This is a genomic window from Enterobacter sp. UPMP2060 (assembly GCF_053709655.1).
The window spans coordinates 471,267-487,874 of the sequence record NZ_JBSKJQ010000001.1 but is presented as its reverse complement, the minus strand read 5'-3'; the positions used below and the strand labels follow the sequence as shown (position 1 = coordinate 487,874).

16 protein-coding genes, 1 tRNA gene and 2 pseudogenes are annotated in these 16,608 nt (G+C 61.2%); 11 read left to right on the top strand and 8 right to left on the bottom strand.

All coding sequences use genetic code 11. From position 1 onward, the window contains the following. Positions 1 to 3 precede the first annotated feature (3 nt). Both ACWKXN_RS02330 and hpxU read right to left on the bottom strand, forming a co-directional pair. Positions 4 to 786 (bottom strand): transporter substrate-binding domain-containing protein, encoded by a 783-nt coding sequence (locus tag ACWKXN_RS02330; RefSeq protein ID WP_023311064.1) that lies wholly within the window; start codon positions 784 to 786, stop codon positions 4 to 6. A gap of 191 nt (positions 787 to 977) precedes the next feature. Further along, entirely contained in the window at positions 978 to 1,817 is an 840-nt protein-coding gene (gene hpxU, locus ACWKXN_RS02325; RefSeq protein WP_454543264.1) for a MurR/RpiR family transcriptional regulator HpxU, read from the bottom strand. Positions 1,818 to 1,960: 143 nt separating this feature from the next. On the opposite strand from hpxU, the gene hpxW reads away from it, so the two are divergent. The 4 genes and pseudogenes from hpxW to hpxZ all read left to right on the top strand — a co-directional run bounded on the left by hpxW (position 1,961) and on the right by hpxZ (position 5,226). Then, positions 1,961 to 3,544, top strand: coding sequence for an oxamate amidohydrolase (gene hpxW / locus ACWKXN_RS02320; RefSeq protein WP_454543263.1), 1,584 nt, complete (start codon positions 1,961 to 1,963; stop codon positions 3,542 to 3,544). A 10-nt stretch (positions 3,545 to 3,554) separates the two neighbouring features. Then, positions 3,555 to 3,743 (top strand): oxalurate catabolism protein HpxX, encoded by a 189-nt coding sequence (gene hpxX / locus ACWKXN_RS02315; protein WP_047174808.1) that lies wholly within the window; start codon positions 3,555 to 3,557, stop codon positions 3,741 to 3,743. Then, positions 3,701 to 4,843: pseudogene (locus ACWKXN_RS02310) on the top strand (AtzE family amidohydrolase); the annotation flags it as partial. The gene hpxX and the pseudogene ACWKXN_RS02310, both read left to right, overlap by 43 nt. Beyond that, complete coding sequence (gene hpxZ, locus ACWKXN_RS02305) at positions 4,840 to 5,226, top strand: oxalurate catabolism protein HpxZ (protein ID WP_045354537.1); 387 nt, start codon at positions 4,840 to 4,842, stop codon at positions 5,224 to 5,226. The pseudogene ACWKXN_RS02310 and the gene hpxZ, both read left to right, overlap by 4 nt. 48 nt (positions 5,227 to 5,274) lie before the next feature. On the opposite strand, the gene puuE is transcribed toward hpxZ, so the two are convergent. The 3 genes and pseudogenes from puuE to ACWKXN_RS02290 form a co-directional block, all read right to left on the bottom strand. Next, positions 5,275 to 6,174 carry an allantoinase PuuE gene (gene puuE, locus ACWKXN_RS02300; RefSeq protein ID WP_409245264.1) on the bottom strand — a complete coding sequence of 300 codons (900 nt, stop codon included), beginning with the start codon at positions 6,172 to 6,174 and terminating at the stop codon, positions 5,275 to 5,277. Continuing rightward, positions 6,092 to 6,966, bottom strand: a pseudogene (hpxA, locus tag ACWKXN_RS02295) (allantoin racemase). Before hpxA ends, puuE begins: the two are co-directional and overlap by 83 nt. Further along, the gene (locus ACWKXN_RS02290; protein ID WP_182931781.1) at positions 6,966 to 7,682 is read right to left on the bottom strand and encodes a GntR family transcriptional regulator; all 717 of its coding nucleotides are present in this window, start codon (positions 7,680 to 7,682) and stop codon (positions 6,966 to 6,968) included. Before ACWKXN_RS02290 ends, hpxA begins: the two are co-directional and overlap by 1 nt. A 144-nt stretch (positions 7,683 to 7,826) precedes the next feature. On the opposite strand from ACWKXN_RS02290, the gene ACWKXN_RS02285 reads away from it, so the two are divergent. Then, positions 7,827 to 9,323, top strand: coding sequence for an NCS1 family nucleobase:cation symporter-1 (locus tag ACWKXN_RS02285; RefSeq protein WP_023335187.1), 1,497 nt, complete (start codon positions 7,827 to 7,829; stop codon positions 9,321 to 9,323). 102 nt (positions 9,324 to 9,425) lie between these two features. Continuing rightward, positions 9,426 to 10,742 carry a guanine deaminase gene (gene guaD / locus ACWKXN_RS02280; RefSeq protein WP_454543439.1) on the top strand — a complete coding sequence of 439 codons (1,317 nt, stop codon included), beginning with the start codon at positions 9,426 to 9,428 and terminating at the stop codon, positions 10,740 to 10,742. On the opposite strand, the gene uraH is transcribed toward guaD, so the two are convergent. Beyond that, positions 10,722 to 11,045, bottom strand: a complete 324-nt coding sequence (gene uraH / locus ACWKXN_RS02275) for a hydroxyisourate hydrolase (RefSeq protein WP_048976712.1) — start codon at positions 11,043 to 11,045, stop codon at positions 10,722 to 10,724. The genes guaD and uraH overlap by 21 nt on opposite strands. After that, the gene (gene uraD, locus ACWKXN_RS02270; RefSeq protein ID WP_454543262.1) at positions 11,042 to 11,542 is read right to left on the bottom strand and encodes a 2-oxo-4-hydroxy-4-carboxy-5-ureidoimidazoline decarboxylase; all 501 of its coding nucleotides are present in this window, start codon (positions 11,540 to 11,542) and stop codon (positions 11,042 to 11,044) included. The genes uraH and uraD overlap by 4 nt, the downstream gene beginning before the upstream one ends. 239 nt (positions 11,543 to 11,781) lie before the next feature. Here uraD and hpxO point away from each other — a divergent pair, with 239 nt between their 5' ends. From hpxO to ACWKXN_RS02255, 3 genes are read left to right on the top strand one after another with little or no spacing between them, the layout of a single operon-like run. Next, positions 11,782 to 12,936, top strand: a complete 1,155-nt coding sequence (hpxO, locus tag ACWKXN_RS02265; RefSeq protein WP_094934924.1) for an FAD-dependent urate hydroxylase HpxO — start codon at positions 11,782 to 11,784, stop codon at positions 12,934 to 12,936. Between the two features lie 14 nt (positions 12,937 to 12,950). Continuing rightward, positions 12,951 to 13,988, top strand: coding sequence for a molybdenum cofactor-independent xanthine hydroxylase subunit HpxD (gene hpxD / locus ACWKXN_RS02260; RefSeq protein ID WP_454543261.1), 1,038 nt, complete (start codon positions 12,951 to 12,953; stop codon positions 13,986 to 13,988). An 11-nt stretch (positions 13,989 to 13,999) separates the two neighbouring features. Then, on the top strand, positions 14,000 to 14,935 hold the full coding sequence (locus ACWKXN_RS02255) for a PDR/VanB family oxidoreductase (RefSeq protein WP_047061883.1): 936 nt from the start codon (positions 14,000 to 14,002) through the stop codon (positions 14,933 to 14,935). Positions 14,936 to 14,979: 44 nt separating this feature from the next. Here ACWKXN_RS02255 and ACWKXN_RS02250 read toward each other — a convergent pair. Then, positions 14,980 to 15,067: transfer RNA gene (locus tag ACWKXN_RS02250), tRNA-Ser, on the bottom strand. 276 nt (positions 15,068 to 15,343) lie between these two features. Between ACWKXN_RS02250 and ACWKXN_RS02245 the strand changes: the two genes are divergently transcribed. Both ACWKXN_RS02245 and ACWKXN_RS02240 read left to right on the top strand, forming a co-directional pair. Beyond that, positions 15,344 to 16,480, top strand: a complete 1,137-nt coding sequence (locus ACWKXN_RS02245; RefSeq protein WP_143347780.1) for a D-alanyl-lipoteichoic acid biosynthesis protein DltD — start codon at positions 15,344 to 15,346, stop codon at positions 16,478 to 16,480. Continuing rightward, on the top strand, positions 16,477 to 16,599 hold the full coding sequence (locus ACWKXN_RS02240) for a hypothetical protein (protein WP_255640238.1): 123 nt from the start codon (positions 16,477 to 16,479) through the stop codon (positions 16,597 to 16,599). The genes ACWKXN_RS02245 and ACWKXN_RS02240 overlap by 4 nt, the downstream gene beginning before the upstream one ends. Positions 16,600 to 16,608 lie beyond the last annotated feature (9 nt).

Here is a 16,608-nt window from a genome sequence, read left to right as displayed (position 1 = left end):
GGCTCAGGCGCCAAGGTTGGCCGGCAGCGGGGCCTTCAGCCATTGCTCGGACAGGCCGTTCAGCGTGCCGTCCTTGATGCCCTGCTCAATCAGCGCGTCCACTTTTGCCTTCAGGGCCGGTTCGTTTTTCTTCAGGCCAATAAAGCACGGCGAATCTTTCAGCATAAAGCTCGGCACCGGAGCTTTATCCGCGTTCTGGCGCGAAATGGCCGCCACCACCAGGTTGCCGGTTGCCACGTACTGCACCTGTCCGGAGAGGTAGGCGGAGAGCGTGGTGTTGTTATCTTCGTAGCGCTTCACGTCCGCGTCTTTCGGCGCCAGGCCGGTCAGCACCATGTCCTCCACCGCCCCGCGCGTCACGCCGATGGTTTTTCCGCTCAGCGCGGCGGCGTCCTTCAGCTCGGCCCCTTTCGGACCAAACACGCCGAGGAAGAACGGCGCGTAGGCGCGGCTAAAGTCGATCACCTTCTCGCGCTCGGGGTTTTTACCGAGGCTTGAAATGACCAGATCCACCTTATCGGTTTGCAGGTACGGCACGCGGTTGGCGCTGGTCACCGGCACCAGCTGCAGCTTGAGCTTCATCTGTTTGGCAAGATAGCGCGCCATGTCGATGTCATAGCCCTGCGGCTGCAGGTCGGTCCCCACCGAGCCAAACGGCGGGAAGTCCTGCGGAACGGCAATGCGAATGGTGCCGCGCTTCTCGATATCCTGAAGCTGGTCAGCCTTTGCCGGCAGCTGTGTGAAGAGACATGCGGCCCCGGCCAGTGCAATCAACAATTTTTTCATGGTGCTTCCCCGTAACGTTAACATGAAACAAAAGATTCTTTGAGAGTGATTTTGCAACTAATGTGCCAGATAGGGCGAAGCGGAAAATATTCTTGCGAAGCCTGATAAAACGCGGACGGGTCGAAAAAACGTATGTTTTCCCGACCCGTCAGATGCACCATTTTAATGCAAAGCACCAGCCTGATGCCCCATTATCGCTGTTCGAGTTCGTCCAGCTGCTGGTAAAGGGAGGCAATCTCGTGAATGCGCGGACGGCCTTTATCGAGACTGTCATGCAGGAAGGCGTTTGCCAGCAGGTTAATCAGGCTGTTGACCGAGGAGTAGCTGTCATAGGCCGAGACGCTGTCCAGCGGGGCGCAGAGCTGCCAGCTCGCCAGCGGAAACAGGCTGTGCGCCTGCGGCTCGCACATCAGCAGCACCGGAGTACCGCCGCTCTGAAGCTGCTGCATCAGCGGGCGGATGATGCGCGGGCGGCGGCGAAAGGCCATCATGACCACCAGATCGTCCGGCGTTAAATCCACCAGCTCCTCGCTCAGGCTCTGCCCCGGCTGCGGCAGGACCAGCACCTGACCGCGCGCCTGCAGCAGCTGCTGGCGCAGGTGCAGCGCCGCCGGATAGGCGTTACGCATGCCGATAATGACGATGCGCCGCGCCTTCACCATGCAGGCCATCGCGTCGGCAAACTGCTGCGCGTCGAGGGCATTGACCCACTGGGTCAGGTTCGCCATCTCCTGCTTATAGTGGCGCGCCAGCAGCGTATTGCCCTGCACCGCGTCGCGGTTATCGGTGAGCGGCATCCCGCTCTGGCGCAGGGTGCGCAGCTCGTCGCGCATGTCCTTATATTTCTCATAGCCCAGACGCTTAAACAGGCGGCTAACCGTGGCTTTCGACACCCCGCTCAGCTGCGCCAGCTCGGCGCTGTTGTAGCTAATGAGATCGTCAAAATGATCGAAAATAAAGTCCGCCACCCGCTGCTCCTGCGGCGACAGCGACGGGTACTGTGCTTTCAGACGTTCATCCAGTTGTTCCATAGCGCCTCTGTAACTTTTGTTTCATCACATTGTACCTTTTATTATGCGTATTCATTATACGTGCCAGTTTACTGAAACTTTTCTTTCAGAACTGGAACAGCTTTTGCAGCGCCTTGTGACTTTCAGGGTTACGAGGACTCTATATGCAAAGTAATGTCTCCACGCACGGCATGGCCGTTGCGCCCCACCATCTTGCCAGCCAGAGCGCGCTGGCGGTACTGCGCGAAGGCGGCAGCGCGATAGAGGCGATGGTCGCCGCGGCGGCCACCGTTGCCGTCGTTTACCCGCACATGAACGGGCTGGGTGGCGATGGCTTCTGGCTTATCGTGCCGCCGGACGGCGAACCTGTCGCCATTGACGCCAGCGGCGCGGCGGGATCGCGCGCAACGCTCGCCGCCTACGACGGGCTGGCGCACATCCCCCATCGCGGCCCCCGCGCGGCGCTGACCGTCGCCGGTACGGTGAGCGGCTGGGACGAGGCGCTGAAGGTCTCGCGCGAGATGACCGGCAAGGCGCTGCCGCTGTCCCGACTGCTGGCCGACGCCATTGACTATGCGCAGAACGGCACGCCGGTCACGGCCTCTCAGGCCCACGCCACGGCCAGCAAATTCGACGAGCTGAAGGACATCCCCGGCTTCGCGGAAACCTGGCTGGTGGACGGTAAGCCGCCGCAGGTCGGGAGCCGCTTTTACCAGCCCGCCATGGCCACGACGTTGACGCGCCTGGTGGAAGACGGTCTGGACAGCTTTTACCGCGGCCCGCTGGCGGACGTGCTGGCGCACGGCATGGAGACGCTGGGCCTGCCCGTGACGCTGGCCGATCTTAACGCGCACGCTGCACGGCGCACCGCACCGCTGAGGCTGCAGCATCAGCAGGGGGAGATCTTTAACCACGCCCCGCCGACGCAGGGGCTGGTCTCGCTGGCGATACTCGGCATCACCGACCGCCTGAACATGGCCGAGGCCGACGACGCCGATACCATTCACCGCATCGTTGAAGCCACCAAGCTGGCCTTTGGCCTGCGCGATGCCCACATTACCGACCCGCGCGAGCTGAAAACCGATATTCAGGGTCTGCTGGATCCCGCCGCCCTGCAGGCGCTTGCCGACAGGGTTGACGACGGCCGCGCCGCGCCGTGGGGGACCGGAAAAGGCCCCGGCGATACGGTGTGGATGGGAGTGATGGATAACAGCGGGCTTGCCGTGTCGTTTATCCAGAGTATCTATCACGAGTTCGGCAGCGGCGTGGTGCTGCCCGACACCGGCATCGTCTGGCAGAACCGGGGCGCATCGTTCAGCCTCGATCCCAATCATCTTCTGGCCCTCGCGCCGGGCAAGCAGCCCTTCCATACACTGAACCCGGCGGCGGCGCGTCTTAAGGACGGGCGCGTGATGGTCTACGGATCGATGGGCGGTGACGGACAGCCGCAAACCCAGGCCGCGCTTTTTACCCGCTACGCGATTCAGGGCGTGCCTTTACAGGAGAGCATTTCCCGCCCGCGCTGGCTGCTGGGGCGCACCTGGGGACAAACCTCGGACACGTTAAAGCTGGAAGGACGCTTTACCGCTGAGACGGTCTCACGGCTTCAGGCACTCGGGCACGAGGTGGAAATGTTCCCTGACTTCAGCGAAGCGATGGGCCACGCGGGCGCGATTGTCCGCCACCCCAACGGGCTGTTCGAAGGGGCATTTGACCCGCGCAGCAACGGCGCGGCCGCCGGATTCTGAGGAGAAAACTATGACGACACAACAACCCGACTGGCAGGCGTATCTGGCACAAATGGAGTCCGTGCTCGGCGTAACGCTGGACGATGCCCGCCGCGCCGAGCTGCAGGTGCAGTTCAGCCGCATAGCAAGCATGGCCGCCCCGCTGATGGCGCTGCCGCTCGACGACCGTCTGGAGATCGCAGGAGTGTACAAAGCATGAGGCTACACGAGATGAGTATCAGCGCGATCCAGCATGCGCTGAGCGCGGGCGGGCTGCTGACCGGGATGGTGAATATGGACGCCTACGCCTACGGCTTCACAACCGAAAACAGCCATTACGGCACGACGCGTAACCCGCACGATCTGGCGCGCATTGCGGGCGGGTCGTCCGGCGGCTCGGCCGCCGCCGTGGCCGCCGGGCTGGTGCACTTTTCGCTCGGCACCGACACCAACGGCTCGATTCGCGTTCCGGCCTCCCTGTGCGGCATCTACGGCCTGAAGCCCACCTTTGGCCGCCTGTCGCGATCCGGCAGCCATCCGTTTGTCGCGAGCCTGGATCATATCGGCCCCTTTGCCCGCCGCGTGTGCGATCTGGCGTCCGTATACGATGCGCTGCAGGGCCGGGACGGCAGCGACGCTTTTCAGGCAGAGAGCTCGCGCGAGCAGACGCGCCCGCTGCTCGATCGCGGGCTTGACGGCCTGCGCTGCGCGGTGCTCGGCGGCTACTTCACCACCTGGTGCGACGCGGATGCCAGAGACGCCGTGGCGCGGGCGGCGAAGGCGCTCGACGTGCGGGATGAGCTGCAGTTCCCGGACGCCGAACTGGCGCGCTCCGCGGCGTTTATCATCAGCGCCTCCGAAGGGGGAAACCAGTACCTGCCCGCGCTTCGCCGCGAGCCCGAGCGTTTTGAGCCGCACTCCCGGGAACGCCTGCTGGCAGGCGCGATGATCCCCTCCGCCTGGTACATTCAGGCCCAGCGGTTTCGCGCGCACGCCCGACAGGCGTTTAAAACCCTGTTCGCGCAGGCCGACGTGCTGATCGCTCCGGCAACGCCGCGCAGCGCCACGCTCGCGGGTGAGCAGACCATGGAGATTAACGGTCAGCCGCTCCCCATTCGCGCCAGCATGGGGATGCTGACCCAGCCGATTTCATTTCTGGGCCTGCCCGTGACCACCGTTCCGCTGCGTACCGCGCAGGGTGCGCCGATTGGCCTGCAGCTGATTGCCGCGCCGTTTAACGAGCAGGCCTGCCTCCGCGTCGCGCGCGTGCTGGAAGAGAGCGGCATCGCCGATGCAAGCCCGGCGGAGGTGGCCGCATGATGAATCACGATGACATTAACCTGCCGTGGGTGGTTGCCGAGGTGACCGCCGCGTTTTACCGCTATGAAGACGCGCTGGTCAGCAACAACGTTGCGGTGCTGGACGAGCTGTTCTGGCACGACAAAAACACGGTGCGTCTGGGGGCGGGTGAAAACCTGTACGGGATTGATGAAATCCGCGCCTTTCGGGCGGCGCGCCCCGCCGCCGGGCTGCAGCGGACGTTGCGCCACACCGTCATCACCACCTTCGGCGAGGATTATGCCGTGTGCAGCACCGAGTTTACCCGCGAGGGGACGGAACGCATTGGCCGCCAGCAGCAGACGTGGGTGCGGTTTGCCTACGGATGGCGGATCGTGGCGGCACAGGTGAGTTTGATGTCGTAGTCGTAGGCCGGGTAAGGCGCAGCCGCCACCCGGCAAAACACGGCACACTTACTTCTCAAATGGATGCACATCCCGCCAGTGGTCGGCAATCTGCTGGCGGGTACAGACCCACACCCGCTCGTGCTGCTGCACGTAATCGAGGAACCGCTGCAGCGCGCGAAAACGCCCCGGCCGCCCCAGCAGGCGACAGTGCATGCCGATGGACATCATCTTCGGCGCGCTTTCCCCCTCTTCGTACAGCACGTCAAAACTGTCCTTCAGATACGTATAAAACTGCTCGGCGGTGTTAAACCCCTGCGCGGTGGCGAAGCGCATGTCGTTCGCATCCAGCGTATACGGCACGATCAGGTGCGGTTTACGGGTGCCGTCGCCGCAGGCCACTTCCGTCCAGAAGGGCAGATCGTCGCCGTAGTAGTCGCTGTCATAGTCGAAGCCGCCGTGCTCCACCACCAGCTGGCGGGTGTTGGGGCTGTCGCGCCCGGTGTACCAGCCCGTCGGCGGCTTGCCGAACAGGTCGGTCAACACGTGCACCGCCTTGTGCAGGTGTTCGCGCTCCTGGCTGATATCCATGCTCTGGTAGTGGATCCAGCGCCAGCCGTGGCTGACCACGTCGTAGTCCGCTCCCTTGATTGCCTCGACGATCTCAGGATGACGCGCCAGCGCCATCGCCACGCCGAAAACCGTCAGCGGCAGGCCGCGCTTTTGAAATTCATTGTGGATCCGCCAGAACCCGGCGCGGCTGCCGTATTCGTAGAGGGAGTCCATCGACATGTGTTTATCCGGGTAGCTGGCCGCGCCGATAATGTCCGACAGGAACTGCTCGGATCCAGCATCGCCGTGCAGAACGTGGTTTTCCGCCCCTTCCTCATAATTGAGCACAAACTGCACGGCGATACGCGCCTGATTCGGCCACCGCGCGTGCGGCGGGTTGCCCGCGTAGCCGCGCAGATCCCGCGGGTAATCCTGTTCAAAAAGCCCCATTGCCACCCCCAAAAATTAAAATGGATTCAGTGCCTGAAAATGTCCGCTTAACGCTTTTTTCTCCGGGAACGCCAGATCCCCGTGCTTGCTGGTCGACAGCCCCAGCGCCACCAGCGATTCCACCATCTTCACCGCCGCGCTGACGCCGTCGATGACCGGCACGCGCAGCTCGCGCGTCAGCTCCTGCGCCAGCGTCGCCATGCCGCCGCAGCCCAGCACGATGGCGCCGCAGCCATCCTCTTTCAGCGCCTGTATACAGCGCGCGCGCACCTTCTCCTGCGCCACACCGCTGCCGTCTTCCAGCGCCAGCACCGGGAGATCGATAGCGTGCAGCGCCGCGCACCTGTCCTGAAAGCCATACTGGTGCAGCAGATGGCGGGCAATAATCAGCGTGCGCGGCAGCGTGGTGACCACCGAAAAGCGCGTCGCCACCAGCGTCGCCATATGCATGGCGGCTTCGGCGATACCGACCACCGGCCCCTGCGCCAGCTCGCGCGCCGCCAGCAGGCCCGGATCGCCAAAGCAGGCGATGACGTGACCATCGACGCCCTGCTCTCTGCCGAGCTTAACCTGTTCGAGAACCCCCACGGCGGCGATGGCCTCATCAAAGTGGCCTTCTATAGACGGCACGCCCGCGCTGGGGCAGACCGCGAGGATCTCCGTTCCCGGCGCCGCCACCGCGCGGGCCGCCGCGCCGATGGTTTCCGTCATCGCGAGGCTGGTGTTGGGGTTGATCACTTGTATACAGACAGATGACATTACGACTCCTTGTGGCCGGCAAACAGCCGGGCAAAATCAGGCAGGCACTCGCCCGCCCGCTCGAAGCAGAGGCTGGCAACGATGTGTTCAAAATGGTGCATTAAGGCATCGCTGAGCGGCTGGAGCGCCTTCTGGCGCAGCAGATCCACAAGCTGTTCGTGATCGTTGCAGCGGCACCCCTGACGCCACGGCGCGCCCCAGGTGGCAATCACCAGCGAGGAGCGCTGGCTCAGGCCGGTCACCATCTCCGTCAGCACCTGGTTGCCGGAGATGGCCTGCAGCTGAATGTGGAAATTGGCGGAGTGGCGGATTGCCGCTGGGCCGTCGTACGCCTCGTGCGCCTGCTGCTCCTGACGAATAATGGCCTCCAGCGCGGCAAGGTGCGGCGGCTGGCAGCGGGCCAGCACGTCCGGCAGGTTGGCGACCTCCAGCAGCGCGCGGGTGCGGAAGATATGCTGCGCCTCTTCCACCGTCGGGCTGGCAACGTGTGCACCACGCTTGGGCGTTAAGGTGACCATTTGCACAGCCGCGAGTCGTTGAAGCACCTTGCGGATGCCCGTGCGGCTTACGCCAAAGACCTCGGCCAGCGCCTCCTCCGGCAGTTTGCTCCCCGGCAGCAGCTGATGTTCGACAATCGCGGTCATCAGCGCCTGAAAGATCGATTCGTCTTTTTCATGCAGGTCTGGCGCGGTCTGCAGGGCGTTTATGTTGTTCATTCACCACTCCGTCTTTTACTCTTCGTTATCGAATCGTATACATAAAAATAAAATATTGCATACAAGATTTATTATTTTGGCCTGAATCCTGCAACACCGTCTGCACTCCCGCTTAACGGGTTTTCATTCACAGGAGCAGGTTTCATGCCAAACAGTCAAAACGCGCAGCAGGGTACGGCCGCTGATTCCGGTGCGGTTTACAGCCCACGTCTTTGCAATGAGGATCTGGCACCGACGCGTGACCAGAACTGGAGCTGGTACAACATCTTTTCGTTCTGGATGTCGGACGTTCACAGCATGGGGGGTTATGTTGTCGCCGCGAGCTTCTTTACGCTCGGTCTGGCAAGCTGGCAGGTGCTGCTCTGCCTGCTGGTGGGGATTTGCATCGTGCAGCTGTGCGCCAACCTGGTAGCCAAACCGAGCCAGATGGCGGGCGTGCCCTACGCGGTGATCAGCCGTCAGGCGTTTGGCGTGTTCGGGGCCAATATTCCGGCGGTGATCCGCGGGCTGATCGCCTTCGCGTGGTACGGCATTCAGACCTACCTGGCCGCCAACGCCCTGATGCTGGTGGCGCTCAAGTTCTGGCCGTCGCTCTCTTCGCTCACTACCGGCGCATTTCTGGGCCTGTCGCATCTCGGCTGGATCTGCTTTGCCATCATGTGGGTGCTGCAGGCGATGGTCTTCTGGCACGGCATGAGCGCTATCAAGCGCTTTATTGATATCGCCGGTCCGGCGGTCTACGTGGTGATGCTGGCCCTCGCAGGCTGGATTGTATACAAGACCGGTTTTGACGGCATTTCCTTCACTCTCGCCAGCAAATCCCTGAGCGCGGGGGAGCAGACCTGGCAGATGATCACCGCGACCGCGCTGGTGGTGTCTTACTTCTCCGGCCCGCTGCTCAACTTTGGCGACTTCTCCCGCTACGGCAAAAGCATGGGCGAGATCCGCCGCGGCAACCGCTGGGGGCTGCCGTTTAACTTCCTGCTGTTCTCCATCGTCACCGTGGTGATTGTCTCCGGCACCCAGTCGCTGTTTGGCCGCATGATCACCGACCCGATCGAAACCGTCAGCCGCGTGGGCAACGATCTGGCCGTAGCGATTGGCCTGCTGACGATGATCACCGCCACCATCGGGATCAACATCGTCGCGAACTTCGTCTCCCCGGCGTTTGATTTCTCTAACTGCTCGCCGCAGAAAATCAGCTTCCGCACCGGGGGAATGATTGCCGCCGTCGGCTCGATCCTGCTCACCCCGTGGAACCTGTTCAACTCGCCGGAGCTTATCCACTACACCCTGGACGTGCTCGGGGCGTTCATCGGCCCGCTGTTCGGCATTCTGATTGCCGACTTCTACCTGATTAAGCGCGGCAAGGTGTCGGTTGACGATCTGTTCGACGACACGCCAAAGGGCAAATACTGGTACCGCAACGGTTTCAACCCGAAAGCCATTGGCGCGCTGATCCCGTCCGTTGCCGTGGGCCTGGTGATCAGCTTTATTCCGGCCCTGCATGAGGTGGCGAACTTCAGCTGGTTTATCGGCGTCTTCCTCGGCGGCGTGACCTACCGCTGGCTGGCGCGGGAAGATCGCGAGACGGCGGGCGCGACGTCGTTCGGCTCACGCGTGGCCACGCAAAAAGAGTAAATTCCTCCTTCCGGCCGCAGCCTATCTGCGGCCCGTTCATTCTGGCACCGTTCTTGCTGAGCCTTATCACCCCGTTATGTACACAATAAGGCAGGAACCATGATGGATTACCAGACAGCGATCCGCGGCGCATTTTTTGATATTGCCCAGGTCTGCGACAGCGCAGACGCGATTGCTCGGCACGCGCGCTACCTTGAGGACGGGGTGCTGTTTATACAGAACGGAAAAATTCTGGCGCAGATGCCGTGGCAGGAAGGCGAGCAGTATCTTGACCCCCACAAGGGCTACACCGACCTGCGCGGTAAGCTACTGCTGCCCGGTTTTGTCGACACCCACGTCCATTATCCGCAAACGGAGATGATCGGCGCCTTTGGCGAGCAGCTGCTGGAGTGGCTGACCACCTACACCTTCCCGGTGGAGAGCCAGTTTGCTGATGAAGCCTACGCGAAAGAGATCGCCGAATTTTTCATTCACCAGCTGGTAAGCAACGGCACCACCACCGCGCTGGTGTTTTGCACGCTGCATCCGGAATCGGTCGAGGCGCTGTTTACCGAAGCCCTGCGCCTCAACATGCGCCTAATCGCCGGAAAAGTGATGATGGACAGACACGCGCCGGACTACCTGAGCGAAGACGCGAAGCAGAGCTACCGGCAGACGCGGGCGCTGATCCAGCGCTGGCACCACCGGGGACGGCTGGGCTACGCCATTACCCCGCGCTTTGCCCCGACCTCATCCCCCGAGCTGCTCGCCGCGGTCAGCCTGCTCAGAGAGGAGTTCTCGGATACCTGGATGCAGACCCATCTGAGCGAAAACCCCAACGAAGTGGCCTGGGTGAGCGACCTCTGGCCGGAGCACGAGCGCTATCTGGACGTGTATCATCACTACGGGCTGACCGGCGAGCGCAGCGTGTTTGCCCACGCGATTCACCTTCACCACAGCGAATGGCAGTGCCTGCATGACACCGGTTCGGCGGTGGCGTTTTGCCCCACCTCTAACCTGTTTCTCGGCAGCGGGCTGTTTCGCCTGCCCGCCTGCTGGCAGCACAGGGTGCGGATGGGCATCGGCACCGACGTCGGTGCGGGCACCACCTTCAGCATGCTGCGCACCCTGGGGGAAGCCTACAAGGTCGGCCAGCTTCAGAGCTACCGCCTGCGCGCCAGCGAGGCGTTTTATCACGCCACGCTGGGCGGTGCGCACGCCCTCAGGCTCGACGATAAGATTGGCAACTTCGCGCCCGGCAAAGAGGCGGATTTCGTGGTGATCGACCCTGACGTGACGCCGCTGCAGCGCCTGCGCAATCGCCGCTGTCAGGATATCTACGAGCAGCTTTTTGTGCTAATGACCCTCGGCGACGAGCGCAACATCAGCGAGACCTGGGTCAACGGCGAGCGGGTGTGGTCAACTTCCCCGGTAGGTTGACCATCCGCCGGGCGCAATCACAAACGGCAGATGGAAATGCTCGTCTGCCGCTTCTCCCGTCACAAAATCAATTTGCGCGCAGGGGTATAGCGTGTCGCGACCGGTTTCGCTAAACCACGCGCCGATCTCCGCCACCAGCCGATAGCGGCCTGCGGGCAGAGAGGGAACGAACGCGGCGATACGTCCCTGGACGTTGGTCACGCCCGAGGCCAGCGTGTTCCCGTCCTGTTGTAGATGAACCGTCACGCCCTCTGCGGGTTTGCCCGTCGAGATATCCAGAATATGGGTGCTGAGTGTGCTCATTCGCTAATGACTCCTTCCAGCCGTAGCAGCGTAATTTCCTGCAGCTGTTCCAGCGCGGCACGGACTTCCTGCGCGTCGCTGTTCTCCAGCCGCGCGTGCAGCGCCTGTAAAATCTCCTCGCCGCGGCGGCCCTTCGCGCGGATCAGAAACACGCGTCCGAAGCGGGCCTCGTAGCGGGCATTGCCCTCGCGCAGCGCCCGGGCAAGGGCAGCATCGCCTTCATTCACCGCGCCCTGCTCCTGGCGCGACAGCGCCGCCTCCGCCTGTGAACCTGCGGGCTTTTCCCCGATGCGTGGATGGGCGCTCAGGGCCTGCACCAGCGCCGCTTCGTCCCAGTTTTGCGTCAACGCATTTGCCGTACTGAACAATTCGTCCCGGCTGGCGTAGGGTCGCCCGCGAACCAGCGCATCGGCCCAGCCGGGGAGCGCCACGCAGGGGTGAATCAGCGCTAACGCCTTTTCGTGGGGAAGATGATTGAAGTCGTGCAGTGCGATCATAGCGTCTCCTTTATTGTCTTCCTCCGGGCTGTTGCACAAACCACGCCACTCTGAGCGCGGGCGTGAAACAGTCGATTCCGTATAGCTCAACTGGAAATTTTTGATTCAAAAAAAGGCACGCTCACCGCGTTTGCGCACCTTAGCAGTGCAAACTCACCTCTCACAACGCCGTTTTCGCCACTCTGCAGCCTGGTACGCAAATTGCTGAATGTCTTTACACCCTGCAAAAGGAGAGAAGCATGAGAGCAATCGTCATTGGTGCGGGTATTGGCGGCCTGAGCGCCGCCGTCGCGCTGAAGAAAGCGGGCATCGACTGTACCGTGTTTGAAGCCGTCAAAGAGATCAGGCCCGTCGGGGCGGCCATCTCCATCTGGCCTAACGGCGTGAAATGCATGCAGCACCTCGGCATGGGCGACATCATCGAGACCTACGGCGGGCCGATGCGTTTTATGGCCTATAAGGATTACCGGCGCGGCGAGACCCTGACCCGCTTCAGCCTTGCCCCGCTGGTTGAGCGTACCGGCGGGCGCCCCTGCCCCGTCTCGCGCGCTGAACTTCAGCGCGAAATGCTGGATTTCTGGGGGCGCGACAGGGTGCAGTTCGGCAAGCGCGTCGAACGCGTAAGCGAAGACGACGCGGGCGTGAGCGTGACCTTCACCGACGGCACCACGGCAGCCGGCGATTTTCTGATTGCCGCCGACGGCAGCCACTCCGCCGTGCGCCCGTACGTGCTGGGGTATACCCCGGAGCGCCGCTACGCCGGGTACGTGAACTGGAACGGGCTGGTGAAGATTGACGAAGAGATCGCCCCGGCGCACCAGTGGACCACCTTCGTTGGCGAAGGCAAACGCGTGTCGCTGATGCCCGTTTCCGGCGGACGCTTCTACTTCTTTTTTGACGTGCCGCTACCCGCGGGCCTGGCGGAGGATCGCACCACCCTGCGCGCCGATCTCACGGGCTACTTCCGCGGCTGGGCGCCGCCGGTGCAGAAGCTTATCGCGGCGCTGGATCCTGAAACGACCAACCGCATTGAAATCCACGACATTGAGCCGTTCGACAGCCTGGTGCGCGGCAACGTCGCGCTGCTCGGCGATGCCGCCCACAGCACCACGCCGGATATCGGCCAGGGCGGCTGTGCGGCGATGGAAGACGCCGTGGTGCTGGGTGAGTGCCTGCGTGAAAACCACAGCATTACGCTGGCGCTGCGCCAGTACGAAGCGCTGCGCTGCGACCGGGTGCGCGACCTGGTGCTGAAGGCGCGTAAACGCTGCGACGTCACCCACGGGAAAGACATGGCTCTGACGCAGGCCTGGTATCAGGAGCTCAAAGAGGAGACCGGTGAGCGCATCATCAACGGTCTGTGCGAGACCATTCAGGGCGGCCCGTTAGGCTGAACGCAAGAGGGACAATGATGAAAAGAGAACCGACTCCACCCGCCCACTGCACGTTTGAGCCCGAGGACTGGCTGCGCCTGGCGAAATGCTGGCATCCGGTCGCGCGCGCCTGCGACGTCGGCCCGGCGCCGGTCAAAGCGACCCTGCTGGACGAGCAGCTGGTGATTTACCGGATTAACGACCAGGTCGTGGTCGCCCGTGACGTCTGCCCGCACCGCGGCGTGCCGCTGACGCTCGGCTTTCACGACGAGCACGGGATTATCTGTCCTTACCACGGCTTACGCTTTGGAGAAGACGGGCGCTGCAACCGTATTCCGTCCAGCCCCGACCAGCCCGTTCCGGCGAAGCTGAACCTGATTAACTACGCCGTGGAGGAGCGCTTCGGCCTGATCTGGACCTGCCTGGCGTTTGACCCGGACAATCCTGTGCCGCTGCCCACCATGCCGCACTGGGATGACGACGGATTTCAGCAGATCAACTGCCCGGCGTTTGAGGTGAACGGCTTTGCCGGTCGTCAGGTAGAGGGGTTTCTGGACGTGGCGCACTTTGCCTGGATCCACACCGATACCTTTGCCGACCCCAATAATCAGCGGGTCCCCACCTATCAGCCGCAGGAGACGCCGTTCGGTTTTGTTGCCGATTACTGGAGCTCCGTGAGCAACTATCCCGCCAGTTCACCCGTGCAGGCGCCGGAAGGGTTCCGGTGGCTGCGCCATTTTGAAATGCATCTGCCGTTTACCGCCACCCTGACGATTCATTTTCCGGGAGAATCCCGACTGGTCATCATGAACGCCGCGTCGCCCGTGTCATCGCGAGTCACCCGCATGTTCGCCCCTATCGCGCGTAACTTTGACCTGCATATTCCGGTGGAGGATGTGCATGCCTTCAATCTGCGCATTTTTGAAGAGGATCGCCTGATGGTGGAAACCCAGCGCCCGGAAAGTCTGCCGCTGGATCTGACGCTGGAAGCGCATATTCCCGCCGATAAGAGCTCAATTGCCTACCGTCGGGGACTGAAGAAGATGGGCTTTGGCGAATTTTTCCTCGTATGACGGAGGCCGATATGCTGAGCGTAATTGTTGACGGGCTGTGGCGCGAGGGCGACAAAAGCCTCGCCGTCAGGCTGGTGGCTGAAGACGGTAACGCGCTGCCGGCGTGGCAGCCCGGCGCGCACATTGATGTCCACTTGCCCTGCGGCGCGGTGCGCCAGTATTCCCTGACCGGTGCGTGTGGAGACGAGAGCTATCTTATCTGCGTGGGGCGGGAAACCGCCTCGCGCGGCGGATCGCGTTACGTTCACGAGACGCTGCGACCCGGGCAGAAATTAGCAATCTCTGCCCCGCGCAATCTGTTTCCGCTGCATCAGGCTGAGCGGGTGTTGCTGCTGGCGGCGGGCATTGGCATTACGCCGCTGTATGCAATGGCCCTGCAGCTGAAGGCGGCCGGAACGCCGTTTACGCTGCACTATTACGTCAAACGCCGCGAAAGCGCGGCCTTTGCGCGCGAACTCTCCCGGTTCGGTGAGTGCCAGATTCATACCGCCAGCCCGCGCACGGCGCTGGCAGAGCATCTCCCGGCACCTGAGCCGGGGCTTCACGCCTGGATCTGCGGCCCGGCAGGGTTTATGGAAAAAGTGCGAGACGTGGCGACGGCCAGGGAATGGGATGATGGCCATCTTCACAGCGAGGCGTTTCAGCCCGCGGCCCCTGCCGCACGCGGTGACGCGGGCGAGATCTTTACGGTCAAACTCGCCTCCACCGGGGAGCGCTGGCCGGTGCCTGCGGATAAGACCATCGCTCAGGTACTACAGGAAAACGGCGTGGACGTGCCGCTGTCATGCGAAATGGGGATCTGCGGGGCGTGCCTGACGCCGGTGATTGACGGCGTGGTGGATCACCGGGATAGCGTGCAGTCGGAGGCAGAAAAAGGCGGGACGGACCAGCAGGTGGCGCTGTGCTGTTCGCGGAGCCATTCCGGGGAGCTGGTGATTGCCCTGTAAAACGAAAAAACCCTGCGATATTGCTATCGCAGGGTTTTCAAATTTGGCGGAAGCGTAGAGATTCGAACTCTAGAACCCTTTCGGGTCGCCGGTTTTCAAGACCGGTGCCTTCAACCGCTCGGCCACGCTTCCAAAGTGAGGCGCACTATAAACATCTATTAGCCCCTTGTAAAGCAGGAATTTTTCTATTTTCACCCGCCGGCGTTTGACTGCGCAAAAATCACCCAGGCGCTTGCCGCGCACCGGTCACAGCCACCTTGTACATACCGTTACACAGCAACGCTCATCCTTTTAAATCGCTCTGGTATAGAATGCCACAAAAATAAACGGTCATTTGTTGTGTAATTGTTATAAATCTGAGTACCCGCAGATTTAGAAATTACTGCCATGCAGTGTTACTGGTTGATGATGAAAATCAAAAATACGCTTTGCTTACATATCCTGATGGCAACCCTGGCCATTTTGTTCCTCTGTGTTCACCCGCTGGTGACGAGCTTCAATCCGCCCCTCACCTTCCAGCCGCTGATTAAATCAATGGCGGGCACGCCGAAAGAACAAGCGGAAAAAATTGCGACTATTTCCCATGCCTTAGAAGGGAATGCTATTTTCTTCATTGGCGCGTCTGAGGTGGCCACCTCAGAAGATGAACATTACGCTGTATATAATTACTTTAATAAGCAATTACACAAACCCGTCGTGGCGTATGGCGATGCGTTCGTCGATGATGAAACGCAATTTTTACTGTTCTCACGTTTTAAAAATAGCCTTAACGCAAACAGTAAAGTTGTTTTGCTTCTGGCTCCTGACAGCTTTTATTCAAAAGGGCTGCCACCGGCTATCTATGCCGATAATTTCCCCGGCTCTATTTTTAATCCGCTGATGAAGGATCCGCAGGCGCGCCCGCTGCTGGTTAATTATTTAAAGCATATTGATAGTAAAGAAATAAGCCATTTAACCTTCGGCCAAATGCGGGTCTTTGGCTGGCACCCCGATCTGATGTGGGACGAGCTGAGCTTCCAGTTTGCCAACGTCTGCACCCTGATAAAAAACGACTGGCTGGCGCTGCTCAACATCACGCCCCAGACGGTACAGCCCTGGCCGCAGCAGCCAGCCGCCCACATTGCCCCCGACTGGGATAAAGAGCTGGCGAATGCGCGCGAGTTAAATAAAAAACGCCAGCAGAGCGCGGCCACCCTGTGGATGGACAAAACGATTTACGAGGAGGACAGTACGCGGCAGCAGTGGGATGACACGCCGGTCGTGCCTGCGCAAATCGCCGCCTTCAGTAAAACCGTCCAGCTGTTGAAAGAACGTCACGTGCAGGTGATTGCTATCGTCGACCCGGTTAACCCCTGGGCGCTTTACAATACCGATACCTTCCGCCCGGTTGATAAACAAATAAAAACCATTCTGGAAAAGAACCAGATCCCTTATTTAGATATGTACGCCATGCCTTATCAGAATGGCTGGAACTGGGATCGTTTGCACCCTTCCGAACTGGCCTGGGTTCCTATGATTCGCTTTATTGCACAGAGTTTTAAATGATGAAAATCGCGATCCGTCTTTTTTTACTTTATCTCCTGCTGGCGATCACCATCGTCGCGTGGACCTCTGTCGATGACAGCATGAGTATGCAGCTGCATTTTGAATATCAAAAGTTCTGAGGCCGAATG